At 66.0% G+C, this 13620-nt stretch carries 14 protein-coding genes and 1 tRNA gene; 11 read left to right on the plus strand and 4 right to left on the minus strand.

Annotated features, from left to right (window positions below; translation table 11 throughout):
• Window positions 1-14: 14 nt before the first annotated feature.
• Window positions 15-293 (plus strand): hypothetical protein, encoded by a 279-nt coding sequence (locus GJ693_RS16735; protein ID WP_197041914.1) that lies wholly within the window; start codon window positions 15-17, stop codon window positions 291-293.
• Between the two features lie 139 nt (window positions 294-432).
• Here the strand turns inward: GJ693_RS16735 and GJ693_RS02675 are convergent, their stop codons facing one another.
• Together GJ693_RS02675 and GJ693_RS02680 are read right to left on the minus strand one after the other, a co-directional pair.
• A complete protein-coding gene (locus tag GJ693_RS02675; RefSeq protein ID WP_156254791.1) occupies window positions 433-1128 on the minus strand; it encodes an NAD-dependent deacylase in 696 nt (231 codons plus the stop codon).
• A complete protein-coding gene (locus tag GJ693_RS02680; RefSeq protein WP_197041915.1) occupies window positions 1125-1646 on the minus strand; it encodes a GNAT family N-acetyltransferase in 522 nt (173 codons plus the stop codon). The genes GJ693_RS02675 and GJ693_RS02680 overlap by 4 nt, the downstream gene beginning before the upstream one ends.
• 74 nt (window positions 1647-1720) lie before the next feature.
• Between GJ693_RS02680 and dapB the strand changes: the two genes are divergently transcribed.
• The gene (gene dapB / locus GJ693_RS02685) at window positions 1721-2524 is read left to right on the plus strand and encodes a 4-hydroxy-tetrahydrodipicolinate reductase (RefSeq protein ID WP_156254793.1); all 804 of its coding nucleotides are present in this window, start codon (window positions 1721-1723) and stop codon (window positions 2522-2524) included.
• On the opposite strand, the gene GJ693_RS02690 is transcribed toward dapB, so the two are convergent.
• Window positions 2494-2970, minus strand: coding sequence for a DUF2244 domain-containing protein (locus GJ693_RS02690; protein WP_197041916.1), 477 nt, complete (start codon window positions 2968-2970; stop codon window positions 2494-2496). The genes dapB and GJ693_RS02690 overlap by 31 nt on opposite strands.
• 87 nt (window positions 2971-3057) lie before the next feature.
• Between GJ693_RS02690 and nth the strand changes: the two genes are divergently transcribed.
• The 6 genes from nth (at window position 3058) to GJ693_RS02720 (ending at window position 7450) form a co-directional block, all read left to right on the plus strand.
• Complete coding sequence (gene nth / locus GJ693_RS02695; protein WP_156254805.1) at window positions 3058-3699, plus strand: endonuclease III; 642 nt, start codon at window positions 3058-3060, stop codon at window positions 3697-3699.
• A 58-nt stretch (window positions 3700-3757) separates the two neighbouring features.
• Window positions 3758-4138: a hypothetical protein gene (locus GJ693_RS02700; RefSeq protein WP_156254795.1), complete on the plus strand. Its 381-nt coding sequence runs from the start codon at window positions 3758-3760 to the stop codon at window positions 4136-4138.
• A 70-nt stretch (window positions 4139-4208) separates the two neighbouring features.
• Window positions 4209-4285: transfer RNA gene (locus GJ693_RS02705), tRNA-Arg, on the plus strand.
• 123 nt (window positions 4286-4408) lie between these two features.
• Entirely contained in the window at window positions 4409-5644 is a 1236-nt protein-coding gene (locus tag GJ693_RS02710; RefSeq protein WP_156254796.1) for an HAF repeat-containing PEP-CTERM protein, read from the plus strand.
• A 176-nt stretch (window positions 5645-5820) separates the two neighbouring features.
• Entirely contained in the window at window positions 5821-6273 is a 453-nt protein-coding gene (locus tag GJ693_RS02715; protein WP_156254797.1) for a TadE/TadG family type IV pilus assembly protein, read from the plus strand.
• On the plus strand, window positions 6263-7450 hold the full coding sequence (locus GJ693_RS02720) for a TadE/TadG family type IV pilus assembly protein (RefSeq protein WP_156254798.1): 1188 nt from the start codon (window positions 6263-6265) through the stop codon (window positions 7448-7450). The genes GJ693_RS02715 and GJ693_RS02720 overlap by 11 nt, the downstream gene beginning before the upstream one ends.
• Window positions 7451-7505: 55 nt before the next feature.
• Here GJ693_RS02720 and GJ693_RS02725 read toward each other — a convergent pair whose 3' ends face one another.
• On the minus strand, window positions 7506-7916 hold the full coding sequence (locus tag GJ693_RS02725) for a TadE/TadG family type IV pilus assembly protein (protein ID WP_156254799.1): 411 nt from the start codon (window positions 7914-7916) through the stop codon (window positions 7506-7508).
• A 267-nt stretch (window positions 7917-8183) separates the two neighbouring features.
• Between GJ693_RS02725 and GJ693_RS02730 the strand changes: the two genes are divergently transcribed.
• The 3 genes from GJ693_RS02730 to GJ693_RS02740 all read left to right on the plus strand — a co-directional run bounded on the left by GJ693_RS02730 (window position 8184) and on the right by GJ693_RS02740 (window position 13481).
• The gene (locus GJ693_RS02730; protein ID WP_235902581.1) at window positions 8184-11138 is read left to right on the plus strand and encodes a TonB-dependent receptor; all 2955 of its coding nucleotides are present in this window, start codon (window positions 8184-8186) and stop codon (window positions 11136-11138) included.
• Between the two features lie 94 nt (window positions 11139-11232).
• Complete coding sequence (locus GJ693_RS02735) at window positions 11233-12756, plus strand: tryptophan halogenase family protein (RefSeq protein ID WP_235902583.1); 1524 nt, start codon at window positions 11233-11235, stop codon at window positions 12754-12756.
• Between the two features lie 8 nt (window positions 12757-12764).
• On the plus strand, window positions 12765-13481 hold the full coding sequence (locus GJ693_RS02740; RefSeq protein ID WP_156254801.1) for a SapC family protein: 717 nt from the start codon (window positions 12765-12767) through the stop codon (window positions 13479-13481).
• Window positions 13482-13620: the final 139 nt, after the last annotated feature.

A 13620-nucleotide genomic window follows, 5' to 3' on the forward strand; every position in this document is an offset into this window, starting at 1 on the left:
TCGACGGTGATCGGATGACCTATCTTGATTCGGAAAATGCCGCGCGCGTTCTTGCGGTGGCTGGAACGACGAGCTTAGCGTATGGGAAGCTGTCACCAACTGCCGGATCAGTTAAAGATGCAAGGGAAGCGCTGAAGGATTTGGCCGCAGATGCGACCTTCTTGAGCAATGGGCACTGGAGTGCCAGCGCACCAGTTTCATGGAATCGCATCACTTCGGCGACCTTCGACTGTGGCGTCATAGGCTTCGACCGTGAAAACGCTTTCATATTCTGGGTTGAAGAGGAGGACTGATCAGACCGTCTGCTGATTGGCGATCAATCCCGAAGGCAGAACGTCTCCTGTCCAGCCAAAAACTGCCAGTCGGACCGCCCAAAACAAAAGTGGGTGCAGGGGCTCAGCCCCTGCCCGCCGGAGGCCCACTTTCTCGCCTTCACTTCCCCGCCAGCATCTCCTCCACCCAAATCGGCACCAAAACCCCGGCTGGCCCGTGGCGGGCTTCGTCGAATAGGGGGGTGCCGGCGGAGGGTTCGAGGTTGAGTTCCAGCGTGTGCGCGCCGGCGTCGCGGGCCCATTGCACGAAGCCGGCGGCGGGATAGACCGCGCCGGAGGTGCCGATGGAGACGAACAGATCGCACGCCGCGATGGCCGCACTGATGTCGTCCATGTGGTAGGGCATTTCGCCGAACCAGACGATATCGGGGCGCAGGCCGCCCGGCTGCTTGCAGGCGGGGCAGGGTGGGTTGCCGAGCAGCGGTCCGCGCCAGGGCCGGGCGGCGCCGCAGCGGGTGCAAAGGGCGGAGTTCAACTCGCCGTGCATGTGGAGCAGGCGGTTGTGGCCGGCGCGATCGTGCAGATCATCGACATTCTGGGTGACGAGCAGGAAGTCGCCGGTCCAGTTCGCTTCCAGCCGGGCCAGTGCCAGGTGGGCGGCGTTGGGCACGACCTGGCCGAGGAAGGCGCGGCGCTGGTCGTAGAACTGCTGGACGAGCGCAGGGTTGCGGCGGAAGGCTTGCGGGGTGGCGACGTCTTCGACGCGGTGGCCTTCCCACAGGCCATCGGCGGCGCGGAAGGTGGGCACGCCGCTTTCGGCCGAAATGCCGGCGCCGGTGAGGATGACGATGTTCATGCGGTCAGCGCTCGGGGATCTGGCCACCAGATGCGCTGATAGGCCTGTGTGCTGCCATCGGGCGCGGCTTCCTTTTCGGCCAGCGATTCAAGGCCCCCCAGCCGGCGGTAGAAGCCGCGTGCGGCGGTGTTGGCGGCATAGACGTGGAGGTCGAGCCCCAGCCCCGGCGCTTCGGCCAGCGCGATCTGCGCCGCGGCGGCGAGCAGGCGGCGGCCGAGGCCCTGGCCCTTCAGGCCGGGACGGACGTGGAGATTGTCGACATGGCTGCCCCAGTGCGGATCGGCGGCGACAAAGAGGCAGACGAAGCCGGCCAGGCCCTCCGCATCCTCGGCCAGCAATACATGCATGGCGGGATCGGGCGCGGCAAAGCGGTCGCTCCACGCGCGCAGCCGGTCGGCGGGCAGCTGATTGGCCAGCCAGTCGGCGCCGAGGATATGGGCATAGGCCGTCTGCCAGCTCGCCGTGTGCAGGGCGGCGATGGCGGCGGCGTCGGCGGCGGTGGCGGGGCGCAGGTGCATCGCTGCAGTCATAGCAAACAGCTGCGGCGGCGCCAGCGGTTGCGCTGGCCTGCGGCATCGCCCAAAGTGGGCGCATGACGAAGAAGCCGATCCGCGTGGGTGTGCTGGGGGCTGGCGGCCGCATGGGCCAGGCCATCATCGGCCAGATTGCCGATTGGCCGGGCCTGGCGCTGGCCGGCGCGGTGGAGCGGGCCGGGCACGCCAGTTGCGGCCTGCCGGCCGGGCCGGGGCATCCGGAAACCCTCACCGTCTGTTCCAACATCGGCGCCATCGCCCACAAATGTGACGTGCTGATCGATTTCTCGGTGCCGGCCGCGCTCGCCACCAGCATCGAGGCCGCGCAGGAAGGCCGCTGTGCGCTGGTGGTGGGCACCACCGGGCTGGAGGCGGCGCATCATGCCCTGATCGACGAGGCGGCGCGCGACATCGCCATCCTGCAATCGGCCAACACCAGCCTTGGTGTCACCCTGCTCGCCCGGCTGGTGGAGGACGCTGCCCGCGCGTTGGGGCCGGATTGGGACATCGAGATTGCCGAGCTGCACCACCGGATGAAGGTGGATGCGCCGTCGGGCACTGCGCTGGCGTTGGGCGAAGCGGCGGCCAGGGGTCGCGGCATTGATCTGGCCAGCCACAGCGACCGTGGCCGCGATGGCATCACCGGGGCACGCGTGGAGGGCCATATCGGCTTTGCGAGCCTGCGCGGGGGCAGCGCCGCGGGCGATCACATGGTGCTGCTGGCCAGCGAGGGTGAGCGCATCGAGCTGTGGCACCGCGCCGAAAATCGCGGCATCTTCGCGCGCGGCGCGCTGAAGGCTGCGCAGTGGCTGGCCGGCAAACCGGCCGGGCGTTACGCCATGACCGACGTGCTCGGCCTCTGATTCCTGTATCGCGCGAGTGCCTCGCGGATCAGCGCGCCGACTTCGCGGCGTTCAGGGGCTGAGAGGAACTGGCCGACCCGCAGCCGCCGGCCGCTGACATTGAGGAACAAGAGCGCGTCGCCCAGCGGCGTTTCCTCGATGTCGACGCGGGTGAAGAAGGGTTCGAGCACATGCTCCACCTCTTCGCCCCACGGGTTGACGCGGGTGAGGGTGAGCGCGTCGCCGGCCAGCACCAGGCGCTCGTGGGCGCCGCCGGAGCGGTAGTTGCTGCGAAAGGCCCAGGCCAGCAGCGCCACGTCGGCGATCATGAACGGGATCACCGGCCACAGCCCCAGCACCAGGAAGCGGATCGAGCCGATCAGGAACAGGCCGCCCACCGCCAGCACCAGCGTGCGCGCATTGGCCCGGGTGAGCGAGCGATTCGGCCGGAGGGTGAGATCAAGCAACACCCGGACTCCTTATTCGGAAGGGCCTTGCAGCGCCAACGGCTTTGGCGGAAGGGCGACACCATGACCAAGCAATATCAACGCCTGATGACGGCGGCCGAGATCGACGATTTCTTCCGCATCCTCGCCGCCGCCCGCCCGGAGCCGGAGACGGAGCTCGCCTATGGCAATGGCTATCAGCTGCTGGTCGCCGTCGTGCTCTCGGCCCAGGCCACCGATGTGGGCGTGAACAAGGCGACGAAGCGCCTGTTCGAGGCGGTGACAACGCCGCAGCAGATGCTCGATCTGGGCGAGGAAGGCCTGAAACAGCATATCCGCACCATCGGTCTGTTCAACGCCAAGGCGAAGAATGTCATCGCGCTGTCGCGCCGGCTGGTGGAGGAATTCGGCGGGGAAGTGCCCCGCAGCCGCGACGTGCTGGAAACCCTGCCCGGCGTGGGCCGCAAGACGGCGAACGTGGTGGTGAACGTGCTGTTCGGCGAAGAGACCTGCGCGGTTGACACGCATGTGTTCCGCCTCGCCAACCGCACCGGCCTGGCACCGGGCAGGACGCCGCTGGCGGTGGAGACCGGCATCATGAAGCGGGTCAAGCCGCCGTGGCGGCGGCACGCGCACCATTGGCTGATCCTGCACGGCCGCTATGTGTGCACCGCCCGCAAGCCGATGTGCCTGGATTGCCCGGTGGCGCCGCTGTGCCAGTTCAAGGCGAAGCAGCAGCTGGTGGGCTGAAATTCAGCATCGGTTCAGCAGCATCGCGCGAGGCTGGCGCCAATCGAGGGAGGCCCTGATGCGCGCACTGATCTTGCCCCTGTTCCTGGCTGCCGCGCCGGCACTGGCCCAAACCCCGGCCCCTGCGGCCCCATCCACCCCTGTCACGCGCGGCTGCCTGTCGTTGGTGCAGATCCAGAGCACCAACGTGGTTGATGAGCAGACCATCGATTTTCGCCTCCGCGATGGCAGCGTGTGGCGCAACCGGCTGCCGCGCAGCTGCCCCGGCCTCGGCTTTGATCGCGCCTTTTCCTATTCGACCAGCATCCCGCAGCTGTGCAATGTCGATCTGATCCGGGTGATCGTGCAGAACAACCCCGGCATCATGGGCGCCACCTGCGGCCTAGGCAAGTTCGAGCGCCTGTCGGTCAGGGCAACCAAGGCCAAGGCCAAGGGCTGAAGCCGGGCAGGGCGAAGGGGCTGAATCAGGCTGGCGCCCGCCGCCCGGCGCTGCTAACAGCCCATCGTCCGCACCCGTAGCTCAGCTGGATAGAGCGCTGCCCTCCGAAGGCAGAGGCCACAGGTTCGAATCCTGTCGGGTGCGCCAGCCTTTTCCAACCAATATTACAATTTTGTCGGACTTGTGGCACGTGGCGCGCCAATATTGACCCTTGGCTGCAGATTTCATAAATTTTGTGTGGATGGGTTCTGTCAGGCCGTGGGGGGGCATATGGGCAGGGTTCAATTGCTGGCGGCCGCGCTGTTGGGTGCGGGCCTGTCGGGGGCGGCGGGTGCTGCCACCATTGCATATAACATCATCGATCTCGGCACGTTCGGGACAGCCGCCAATGTGCGCAGCTATGGCCATGCGGTGAACAATTTTGGCCAGGTGACCGGCTTTTCCGATACCGGCACCACCAATCGCGGGGCCACTCATGCGTTCCTGTGGGCCAACAACACGCTGCAGGATCTGGGCACGCTGGCCACCGGCACCATTGCCGTCGGCTATGGCATCAACAACAAGGGCCAGGTGACGGGCTACAGCAATGTGTCTGGCAACTTCCAGCATGCCTTCCTCTGGCAGAACGGCACGATGACCGACCTGGGCACCAATGGCGGTGTCCACGCCCAGGGCCGCGACATCAACGATGCCGGCAAGATGGTCGGGTTCAGCATCTTTTCCGGTAGCCGGAACGTGGGCTGGGCCAACGAGAACGGCTTCGAGAGCCTGCAGATGCTCGGCACCGGAAACCAGTCCAACGCCTATCGCGTCAACAGTGCGGGCGTGGCCGCTGGCTATGCCACCAATCCCCTGGTCTATGGCGTTCGCCGCGCGGTGACCTGGGATGCCAATGGTGTTGTCACCAATCTCAACATCGGCAACGGCAACGACAGTATCGCCTACGGGCTGAATGATGGCGGCGACGTGGTGGGGCGCTACCTGACGATCAACGGCAACAACGACACCATCGCGCGCGCATTCTGGTGGCACAAGGCGACCGGCACCTATCAGACGCTGGGCGGGCTGCCGGGCGAGGTCAATTATTACGCCTATGGCATCAGCAACGACGGCAAGATCGTCGGTATCGCCGATCATGCCAATGCCTTCGGCAACAGCGCGATCATTTCCGGCGTGATCTGGCAGAACGGCATCGCCACCAAGCTCAACGACCTGATCGACCCGCTGCTGGGCTGGAACGTGCAATTCGCCCAGGACATCAGCCAGAACGGCTTTTACATCACCGGACAGGGCACGATCGCGGGACGCCAGCACGCCTTCCTGATGTGTGCGGTGGGCCAGCCGTGCAACGGCGTCATTCCTGGCCTCGATCCGCCCCCGCCGCCCCCGCCGCCCCCGATCGGCGGCGTGCCCGAGCCCGGCACCTGGGAACTGCTGGCCGCCGGCTTTGGCCTGATGGGCCTGGTTCAGCGCCGGCGCGGCAGCGCTCCGGCGACTGCCGCCTGACCAGACCCACACGGGCCTGATATCGCGACAAGGCGGGGCCGTGTCTGTTTAAATTCATTAAGATTAAATTGACAAATTAACCAAGTGCGGCTTGACTCGCCTACTGGTTAAGAAAATAACAACACTCACGTTCAGTCTATCGCGTCGTTCGTGGCAGTAGCAGAACAGGTGTTGTTGTGGCTCTTTGCTTTCCATTGCCTACTCTTGGGAGAACGCGGTCTGGCGGACTCGCCAGGTGTCGCCGCGGATCCGCCGCCGCCGAGCTGGCTCTCACGCTGCCGCTGCTGACCACGCTGATCCTCGCCGTCTTCGAATATGGCTGCGTGATCTATTCCTACAGCCTGATGCAGCTGGGGGCCAACCGCGTCGCCCGCTCCGTGGCCGTCCACACCATGACCGATGCGCAGGCGCAATCGGCGATCGTGGGCTATCTGCCCGGCTGGCTGGCCAGTGGCGCGACGGTGACGGTCGCCGAATCGGCGGCGGCAGATCCGACCACCAACATGATCAACATCCGGGTTTCGGCGCCGGCATCCGCGGCGACGCCGCTGGCGCTGCTCACCCGGGTGGCGCCCTGGCAACTGACCACCACCGTGTCGGTGAAGCAGGAGCTGCCGTATGTCGATTGAACAGCGCCTGGGGGGCGTGCTGCGCCGGCTGCGGGCCGGGCGGCAGGGGGCGACGGCCACCATCTTTGCGCTGGCCATGCCGGTGATGACCGGCGGCCTGGCATTGGGCATCGACTTCAGCCTCTACAACATGGTGCACAACCGCATGCAGACGGCGGTTGACGGCGCGGCGCTGGCCGCGGCAGCGCAGATCGAGAAGGGCGGCGACATCACGACGACGGCGCTCAATTTCCTGGCGGCGGACACGCCGGCGGCCTTCGGCAACATGACCACGGCCGGTGACATCACGCTTGGCATCTATGACAACGAAAACGGCTTCCGCCCCGACAGCAGCAGCAACGCCAATGCCGTGCGGGTGCGCGGCGAGCGGTCGCCGGCGCGCGGCAACCCGGTGAACCAGCTGTTCACTGCGCTGTTCGTGGATGATGTGAAGACGATCTCGGTTGAAGCCATCGCGGCGCGGCCGGTCAACGTCTTCTATCAGCCGCCCGAGAGCAAGTCGCTCGACCCGGAGGCTGGCGACTACAACGAGCTCTACGTCTATTGCTTTGACTCCAAGGGGTCAGGCTCGCCAGAGTCGCGGCGCACGCAGATGACCTTGGTGTCCAACAACCTGCCGGCCGGGCAGGACATCGTGCAGATTTCCGGTGGCCGCATCAGCGCCAATCCGCCGGCCAATCCGGTGTGGCCGCGTTGCACCCAGGAAGGGCAGACGCTCTCGATCCGGCTGCGCAATGTTCGCCACGTGAAGGCCAACCCGGTGCTGTGGGCCAATCCCGCCGCCACCATCAGCGGCGTCCAGCCGGGCCGGCCGGAATATAATTATTATACCGACACGCTGCTGGAGGACTGGGTCGAGCGCTTCGACCTGCAGGGCTTCAACATCCTTGAGACCGTGCGCTGCGATTCGCTGGCGCAGTGCACGCCCGGCACCAGCAGCTCGATCCTGCCGTCGGGCCGCAATCGCCAGGCCACGCGCCGCCGCGAGACCCAACCGTGCGAGCCGAACAAGTATATGTATTTCGGCTTTGAGGACCGGCCGCCGGGCCAGACTGGCGCCAATGCCAACTGGCTGCAGCCGGCGTGGACCGACACCGACTATGACGATATCCGCATCGTCATGCGCTGTCCGGCCAGCGGTCGGCTGGGCGATGCCTATGTGCGGCTGGTGGGCTGAAACGGCCCGACCCAACGATCGCCGCGCCGGTGGTCCGGCTTTGACAGGCTCAGCCCTAGCGGTCGGCAACGCGCGGCATTGATCCCGTCACGCTGATCTGTGCCGGCATCGGCACGAGGCCCAGGATGGCGGCAGCCGATCCCGGCACGCTCAGCGTCATCCGCGCCACGCCATTGTCATTTTCCACCGTGGCAATCGTCACCGACCCATTCACCCAGCCGGGCAGGCTCTGACGCACATAAGTTTCGGCGGCGGTGCGATCCTGCCCGAACGCCATCAGCCGGGCGCCGTTACGCGCGCTCGTCGTCATGGCGTTGGTGGTATAGATCAGAAATCCATATTGCAGCGCGCCGAACAGCATCACGGCGAGCAAGGGCACGATGATGGCGAATTCGGCCGCAGCGGCACCGCTGCGGCGCCGCTGGCCGTCCCTTGCAGTGGACGAAGTCCTTGGACTGATTGCCATCTCACACCCCCGCACTGTCGCGCATGATACCGTGCGTGCGCCCGGCCGGCAAGCGAGCCCGCCCAGCGGCCCGCCGCCGTCTGTGGCAAAGGCGCAACGCTGTCATGAAATTGCCAAGAACCGCCGCGCGACCTTGACCAAGGGAACGTTCTCATATAGCAATCGGCATTAGTGAACGTTCACAAACGCGGTTTGAAGCCGGTTGGGCGATCCTGGGGGAGATGATTGGGGATGAATACGTCGATCCGTCCGGCCTTTGGCCGTTTCATGGCTTGCGCATCGGTCGTGGCCCTGGGTGTGGCTGCACAGCCGGCGCTGGCACAGGCGCAGACGGCTGCCGCTGCCGATGAGGGCAACAGCGAGGAAATCATCGTCACCGGCATCCGCGCCAGCTTGCAGAAATCACTGAGCGTGAAGCGCGACGCGCTGGGTGTCGTCGATGCCATCTCCGCCGAAGACATCGGCAAGTTCCCCGATACCAACCTCGCCGAATCGCTGCAGCGCATCACCGGCGTGTCGATTGACCGCCAGAACGGCGAAGGCTCCAAGGTCACCGTTCGCGGCTTCGGCCCGGATTACAACCTGGTGCTGCTGAACGGCCGTCAGATGCCGGCCTCGGGACTGGGCAGCTGCTGCGAGGCGCCGGCCTCGCGCTCGTTCGATTTCGCCAATCTTGCCGCCGAAAGCGTCGCGGGCGTCGAAGTCTACAAGTCGGGCCGTGCCACGCTGCAGACCGGCGGCATCGGTTCGGTCATCAACATCAAGACGCCGCGTCCGCTTGATCGCCTGGGTTTCAAGGGCAGCATCTCGGTCAAGGGCATGATCGATCATACCTTCGAGGACACGAAGGTGACGCCGGAAATCTCCGGCATTCTCAGCAAGACATTCGCTGATGATCGCGTCGGCATCCTCGTCACTGGCGTCTACCAGCGCCGCAAGGCGAGCCTGACGCAGTTTGGCGCCGGCTTCCGCGAAGGCTATCAGGGCTTTGAAAACAACTGGGGCTCGCTGCCGGTCGACGCCAACGACTGGCGCGGCAATTATGCCAAGACCCAGAACCGCCCGGGCGCGAACGACATCTATCAGGTCGTCCAGAACGCCGGCTATGACTTCATCGACATCGATCGTGAACGCATCAATGGCCAAGTCGTGCTGCAGGTGAAGCCCACCGACACGCTCGACATGACCGTGGACTATACCTTCTCGCAGAACACCATTGACGCCCGCACCAACAGCATCGGCGTGTGGTTCAACCACAACAACACCAGCAGCAGCTGGACGCCTGGCCCGGTTTCGGGCGCCAACTTCTATGCCGAGGATTTCGGCCCGGGCGAAGGCAAGGATCTGGCCATCACCGGCGCGCTGGCGGCCAACCGCAACATCAACCGTTCCATCGGCGGCAACATCAAGTGGGACGGCCCCGGCGGCCTGCGCGTCGAACTCGATGCGCACCACTCGACCGCGGAATCGAAGCCGACCTCGCCTTATGGCAGCAACAGCGCCGTCGGCAGCGCCATCTATGGCGTCGCCAGCCAGAAGGTCGATTTCAGCACCAAGATGCCGGTGATCTCGGTCGCCATGTATCCGGGCGCGGAAATCAAGGCGTCCAACATCCGGCCGGCCGGCAACAGCTTCCGCAACGGCTACATGAAGGACACGATCAACGAAGTCTCGCTGCGCGGCGGCTATGACTTTGAATCGGATCTGATCAAGAGCCTCGATTTCGGCGTCACCTACACCGAGAACAAGGTGCGCTCTGCCTTCGGCGTCATCCAGAACGACACCTGGGGCGGCACGCTGAGCGCGGCCGACACGCCGGATGCCCTTTATGCCATCACCCCGCTGGCCGCGAACCTGGCCGGCATGGACGGCTCGCAGAGCTCGGCCATCATCCCGAGCTATTTCCAGGTTGATACCGCCGGCCTGGTGACGCTGCTCCAGAGCCGTATCGGCATCTGCAACGCCAGCACCGTCCAGGGCGCTTGCCTGGCCAGCTATGGCACCGACCGGCGCATCCGCGAGGAAACCTGGGCGCCCTATATCCAGTCGACGCACCGGTTTGACATCGGCGACATGCGCGCCAACATCCGCCTTGGCCTGCGCTACGAACAGACGCGCATTTCCTCGTCGGCGCTGGCCCCGGTTCCGACCGGTGTCGTCTGGCAGGCCGCCAACGAAATGGGCCTGATCGGTGGCAACAGCAACTCGAGCTTCACCACGCTCAAGGGCAAGTATGAGAACTGGCTGCCGGCCTTCGATTTCGACCTGGCACCGACCAGCAGCATCCGCCTGCGCGCGTCCTACAGCCACACCATCACGCGCCCGGATTACACCAGCATGCAGGGCGGCATCACGGTCAACCAGCCGCTGCGCCCGAACGGTGGCAGCACTGCCGGCAGCGGCAACCCAGGCCTGCTGCCCTACAAGTCGAAGAATATCGACCTGTCGGCGGAGTGGTATTACGGCAAGGACAGCTACATCTCGGTGGGCTTCTTCCACAAGGATGTGAGCAACTATATCGCCAACACCACCACTCAGGGGCCGCTGTTTGATCTGCCCAACCCGGCGCAGGGCGCGGCGGTGCAGGCGGCGCGCACGGCGCTGGGTGGCACGCCCGGTTATGCCGACATCCTGGCCTGGCTGGCCACCAACAACCCGGCCGTCGTCCGCTTCGAGAATATTGAAGGGGTCAACACGCCCACCGGCATCATCGGCCAGGCGTCCGATCCAAAGGTGGTGTTCACTATCACCCAGCCGGGCAACAGCAGCCAGACCGCCAAGCTGCACGGCTTTGAATTCGCCGTTCAGCACAGCTTCTGGGATACCGGCTTCGGCGCAATCCTGAACTACACGATCGTGCGCAGCGACACCCGTTTCGACAACACGCTGCGCTACACCGCCACCCAGTTCGCGGTGACCGGGGTCAGCGACAGTGCCAACGCCGTGCTCTATTACGACAAGAACGGTATCCAGGCCCGTGTCGCCTACAACTGGCGCGATGGCTTCCTGTCGGGCTATGGCTTCGATCCGTCCTACATCGAACCCTATGGCCAGTTCGACGTCTCGGCCTCGTGGGAGTTCAAGAAGGGCTTCACCGCCTTTGTTGAAGGCATCAACATCACCAATGCCGATCGCCGCGGCCACATGCGCAGCGACAAGGCGGTGCAGTTCGCCGCGCCGGGCTATGCCCGCTACACGGCCGGGGTGCGCTACAGCTTCTGACCGGGGGCAACCGGTTGGGTCGCCGGAAGGGCCGCGCGCGCAAGCGTTGCGGCTCTTCTTGCGCTCTGCCACTGTGTGAGCACGAGAGGACGAGGTGACGGGTGAGACGCCATATCGGGTGGTGATCGTTGGCGGCGGCAGCGCCGGCTGGCTCACCGCCTGCGTGCTCGCCGCGCGCCGGCCCGGCCTCGCCATCACGCTGGTCGAATCGCCCGACATCCCGACCATCGGCGTGGGTGAGGGCACCTGGCCGACGATGCGCGAGACGCTGGCCAACATCGGCATCAGTGAAAGCGAATTTCTCGTCGCCTGCGATGCCGCGTTCAAGCAGGGCTCGCGCTTCGATGGCTGGGTGACCGGCGAAGCCGGCGATTCCTATCTCCACCCCTTCACCCTGCCGCCCGCCGGCGACACGGCGGCGCTGCTGCACGCCTGGGCCGCCATGGCACCCGGCATGCCGTTTGCCGCGGCGATGACAGCCCAGGCCGCGGCCTGCGCCCGTGATCTGGCGCCGCGCCAGCGGACCATGCCGGACTATGGCGGCGCACTGAACTATGCCTATCACTTCGATGCCGGCAAGTTCGCCCGGCTGCTCGGCCGCCACGCCACGCAGCGCCTGGGCGTCACCCACATCGCCGCCGACGTGGTGGCGACGCAGGGGGCGCCCAATGGCGACATTGAAGCGCTGGTGCTGGGCGATGGCCGCACGCTGGCGGCTGACCTGTTCATCGATTGCACGGGCCAGGCCGCGCGGCTGATCGGCGGCCATTGCGGCGTGGCGTGGATCGACCGCAGCACCGTCTCGTTCAATGATCGCGCGCTCGCAGCCCAGGTGCCGGTGCTGCCCGGCAGCCCGGTCGCCTCGCAGACCATCGGCACCGCGCACAGGGCGGGGTGGATCTGGGACATTGCGCTGCCGACACGGCGCGGCATTGGTTGCGTCTACAGTTCCCGCTTCATGGCCGATGACGAGGCCGATGCGGTGCTGCGCGCCCATGTTGCCGCCCATGTGTCGGGCGTCGATGTCGCGGCGCTCAGCCCGCGCAAGCTCAGCTTTGCCACTGGCCACCGCGCGCGCTTCTGGCAGGGCAATGTCGTTGCCGTCGGTTTGTCGGCCGGCTTCATCGAGCCGCTGGAGGCGTCCGCCATCGTGCTGATCGAGCTGTCGGCCCGGGCGCTGGCCGAGGCGCTGCCGGCCAGTCCGGCGGTGATGGCGGTGCAGGCCAAGCGCTTCAACGACCAGTTCCGCACCCGCTGGGAGCGGATCATCGCCTTCCTGAAGCTGCACTATGTGCTCAGCCAGCGCAGCGAGCCCTATTGGCTGGCGCAGCGCGACCCGGCGACCATCCCGGAACGGCTGGCCGAAGACCTGGTGTTGTGGCGCGAACAGCCGCCCTCGGCCCGCGATTTCCCGTTGCACGACGAGATGTTTCCGGCCGCCAGCCAGCATTATATCCTCTACGGCATGGGCTATGGCCTGCCGCTGCCACCGCCGGCGCCTGCAATCACCGCTGCCGCCGCCCGCATCGCCGAGGTGCAGGAGCGCGCGCGTCGCATCACCGCCGCTCTTCCCGACAACCGCAGCTATCTCGCCGCCATCGCCGCCCAGGCCGCCTGAGGATCATCATGCCCAACCACCAGATTGTCACGCCCGCCGAACACGCCGATCTGCGCGTGCATGTGGGGGCCGGCGCGGCGCTGGGCGATGCGGTGATGGCCTGCATTGCCGTGCCCGCCGAATTCCGCCGTCTCGCCGTCGATTACCCGATACTGTTTCGGCAGGACGAGGAAAGCGGCGCCTTTTCGGCGCTGGCCCTGTTCGGCTTCGAACCGGGCGAGAATCTGTTCCTTGATGGTAATGACTGGGATGCCGTCAACCGGCCGCTCGCGATGGTCGTGCAGCCCTTCCTCGTCGGCCGCAGCCGCGACGGCGATGGGCCGGGCCAGGTCCATATCGACATGGACCATCCGCGCGTGTCGCACAGCGGTGAGGGCATGCGCCTGTTCGAACCGAGCGGCGTGGCGACGCCCTATCTCGAACAGATTGCCGATCTGCTCGGCGCGCTCGATGGCAGCCACCGCGCCAGTGGCGATTTCTATGCCGCGCTCAGCCGCTATGACCTGCTCGAGCCGTTCTCGATGGACGTCACGCTCGACAACGGCGCCATGCACCGGCTGGTTGGTTATCACCTGATCGCCGAGGAGAGACTGGCGGCGCTGGAACCCGGCGTGCTGTCCGAACTGCACGCCGCCGGCCATCTGCTGCCGATCTACATGGCGGTGGCGTCAGTGGGGAACCTGACCCGGCTGGTGCGCCGCAAGAACAAGCGCGGTGATGGCTGAGGCGGCGCGTCTCGAGCGGCTGCCGCGTGTCGCCGAGGAGCCGGTGACGCTGGCAGACCTTGCTGCGCGCGTCACCGGTGCCACGGCACCGTTCGTGGTGCGCGGCCTGGCGCGCGGCTGGCCGCTGGTGCAGGCCGGC

Origin of the sequence: Sandarakinorhabdus oryzae (genome assembly GCF_009733735.1) — a bacterium.
GTDB classification, from domain to species: domain Bacteria; phylum Pseudomonadota; class Alphaproteobacteria; order Sphingomonadales; family Sphingomonadaceae; genus Sandarakinorhabdus; species Sandarakinorhabdus oryzae.

Bases quoted from the DNA above. Each gene is read 5' to 3' on its own strand.
- GJ693_RS16735 (WP_197041914.1), top strand. From the start codon at position 15: ATGACCTATCTTGATTCGGAAAATGCCGCGCGCGTTCTTGCGGTGGCT.
- GJ693_RS02675 (WP_156254791.1), bottom strand. From the start codon at position 1,128: ATGAACATCGTCATCCTCACCGGCGCCGGCATTTCGGCCGAAAGCGGC.
- GJ693_RS02680 (WP_197041915.1), bottom strand. From the start codon at position 1,646: ATGCACCTGCGCCCCGCCACCGCCGCCGACGCCGCCGCCATCGCCGCC.
- dapB (WP_156254793.1), top strand. From the start codon at position 1,721: ATGACGAAGAAGCCGATCCGCGTGGGTGTGCTGGGGGCTGGCGGCCGC.
- nth (WP_156254805.1), top strand. From the start codon at position 3,058: ATGACGGCGGCCGAGATCGACGATTTCTTCCGCATCCTCGCCGCCGCC.
- GJ693_RS02700 (WP_156254795.1), top strand. From the start codon at position 3,758: ATGCGCGCACTGATCTTGCCCCTGTTCCTGGCTGCCGCGCCGGCACTG.
- GJ693_RS02710 (WP_156254796.1), top strand. From the start codon at position 4,409: ATGGGCAGGGTTCAATTGCTGGCGGCCGCGCTGTTGGGTGCGGGCCTG.
- GJ693_RS02720 (WP_156254798.1), top strand. From the start codon at position 6,263: ATGTCGATTGAACAGCGCCTGGGGGGCGTGCTGCGCCGGCTGCGGGCC.
- GJ693_RS02725 (WP_156254799.1), bottom strand. From the start codon at position 7,916: ATGGCAATCAGTCCAAGGACTTCGTCCACTGCAAGGGACGGCCAGCGG.
- GJ693_RS02730 (WP_235902581.1), top strand. From the start codon at position 8,184: ATGGCTTGCGCATCGGTCGTGGCCCTGGGTGTGGCTGCACAGCCGGCG.
- GJ693_RS02740 (WP_156254801.1), top strand. From the start codon at position 12,765: ATGCCCAACCACCAGATTGTCACGCCCGCCGAACACGCCGATCTGCGC.